Below are 1,982 nucleotides of genomic sequence, written 5' to 3'. Positions count from 1 at the left end.
CCCGGCCTGCACGGTCAGGAACCCGGCGCAGGCCCCCGCCGCCGCGGCACCGCCGAGCACCCGCCGCCACACCGGCCAGGGCCGGGCCGCCGCCAGCTCCACCGCGAGCGCGAACTGCAGCGGCACCAGCGTGAGCCCGAGGATCCTGCCGTAGGTGTAGTGCCCGCTGAACCAGCCGTACGCCACCACCGCGCAGTCCAGGACGAACAGCAGCACCAGCGGATCACGCCACGAGCGCCACCAGCGCCACGAGCGCCGGGTGCCGTGGTCCGAAGCGGGCCCCGAACCCCGCCGCGCCCGCAGCCACAGCGCCGGCAGCCCCAGCACCAGCGCCAGCCAGAACTGGCCCCCGAGGTCCAGATACAGCTTCCGGTGCATCCCGTCCACGCTGCTGTCCCCGGCCAGCGACAGGACGTCGAAGTACGGCCACGACACCGCGACCAGCGCCGCGAGAGCGCCCGCGAGCACCCACCGGCCCACCACGGCCCACTCCCACCCCCGCTGCCACCCGGCGACGAACGCCACCGCGCCCAGTGCCGCCGCCACCGCCGTGATCGGGTGGACCAGCACGATCAGCCCGTACAGGGCGCCGAGCGCCGCGTACCCGGACAGCCCGCGCAACCCGCTCGGCCCCACATAGCGCACCGCATGGCGCACCTCATGGTGCCCCCCAGGGCTCACCGCGCCCGCCCCCGCGTCCCAGCCCCCCGCACCCGCCCCCATGTCCCGTGCCCTCTCCCCCGTCAGCGCCCAGGCCCAGAACGTCAGCCCGATCGCGAACGCCGAGGGATACGCCAGATTCCCCGTCATCGACATCAGGCCCAGATAGCCGCTCCACCAGGCCCGTTCCGTCCCCCACAGCAGCGTCATCGCGCCCAGCGCCAGCACCGGCGCCCACGGCCGCGGGCTCAGCACCCGTACGAAGCGGCCGAGCCCGGTGAGCAGCACCAGCAGGTTCAGCGGCCCGGTGAGCCGGACCACCTCCCAGCCGCCAAGGCCCGCCAGCCGCGCGACGACGCCCTGCGCGAGCGCGAACGGCGAGTAGTAGGGGCTGCCCGCGCCCGGCAGGTCCGCCGTCGGATGCCGCGGACGCAGCAGATCGGCCTTGAGCCGTTCGACGACCGCCGCGTGCTGTCCGGCGTCGCAGCACAGCGGCACCCGCCAGTACGCCAGGGACATCACGAGCCAGAAGAGGAACCCGGCGACCTGGTACGGCGTGGGCCGCCAGGAGCCGCCGCCGCGCAGCGCGGTGGCACCGCTTGCCGTACGCCGCCGGACGAGGGCGCCGGCGCTCATCGGGCACTGAGGAGTGGGGAGGATCGAGGCATTTGCCGTATGTTCCCGTGCGGGTCAACGGCGATGACCTCGCCTCACCTCATCGAGTGACCCCCGGACCCGTCGGCCCAGGTCAGCGCGCCAGCTCCACCGGAGGCCCCTGCGCGGGCAGCGGCACCCGCCCCCGCAGCACCGGCTCCAGCAGCAGCGGCACCCCGAGCACCGGCAGCAGCCACGCCACCACGATGAGCCGCCCGCCCCAGATGTTGATGTCCGGGTGCCCGGCCTGGTTGAGGATCCCGGTGGCGGCCGCCGCGACCAGGAACGCGCCGAACACCGGCCGCCGCCGCGCCCCCCAGGCACCGGCCGCCAGGAACGCCACGAACAGCGGCTCCCACATCTGCCGCCGCAGCCACTCCATCCAGAAGTTCCCGTTGAGCTGGAAGAACTCCGCCCACACCCGCTCCCGGTCCGGGCGCGTGAAGTGACCGGCGAGCAGGTCCTGGAGGCTCTCCGACACCGACGGATAGTGCAGCAGCCGCGACAGCAGCACCGTGCCGAGCACCCCGGCGCAGCCCACGCCCGTATCAGACAGAGGTAGAGCACGAGGACGGCGGCGCACCCCAGCGCGGCCTCGGCGCTCGCCAGCGCCGGCTTCCCGTACCAGGCGCCGAGAAGTGCCGTACCGACGATGGCGGCCGTTCCGG

General features: G+C 74.4%; 1 protein-coding gene and 1 pseudogene. Both read right to left on the bottom strand.

The window, feature by feature from the left end; genetic code table 11:
* Window positions 1-1,296, bottom strand: a 1,296-nt coding sequence (locus N4P33_RS34930) for a hypothetical protein (RefSeq protein WP_260830929.1), incomplete at its 3' end; no start/stop codon positions are given.
* A gap of 112 nt (window positions 1,297-1,408) precedes the next feature.
* Window positions 1,409-1,982: pseudogene (locus tag N4P33_RS34925) on the bottom strand (hypothetical protein); the annotation flags it as partial.

It is taken from the genome of Streptomyces sp. 15-116A (assembly GCF_025290915.1).
In the GTDB taxonomy this organism is placed as follows: domain Bacteria; phylum Actinomycetota; class Actinomycetes; order Streptomycetales; family Streptomycetaceae; genus Streptomyces.
Note: the sequence above shows the minus strand (reverse complement) of the source record. Positions and strands in the feature narration are given on the sequence as shown.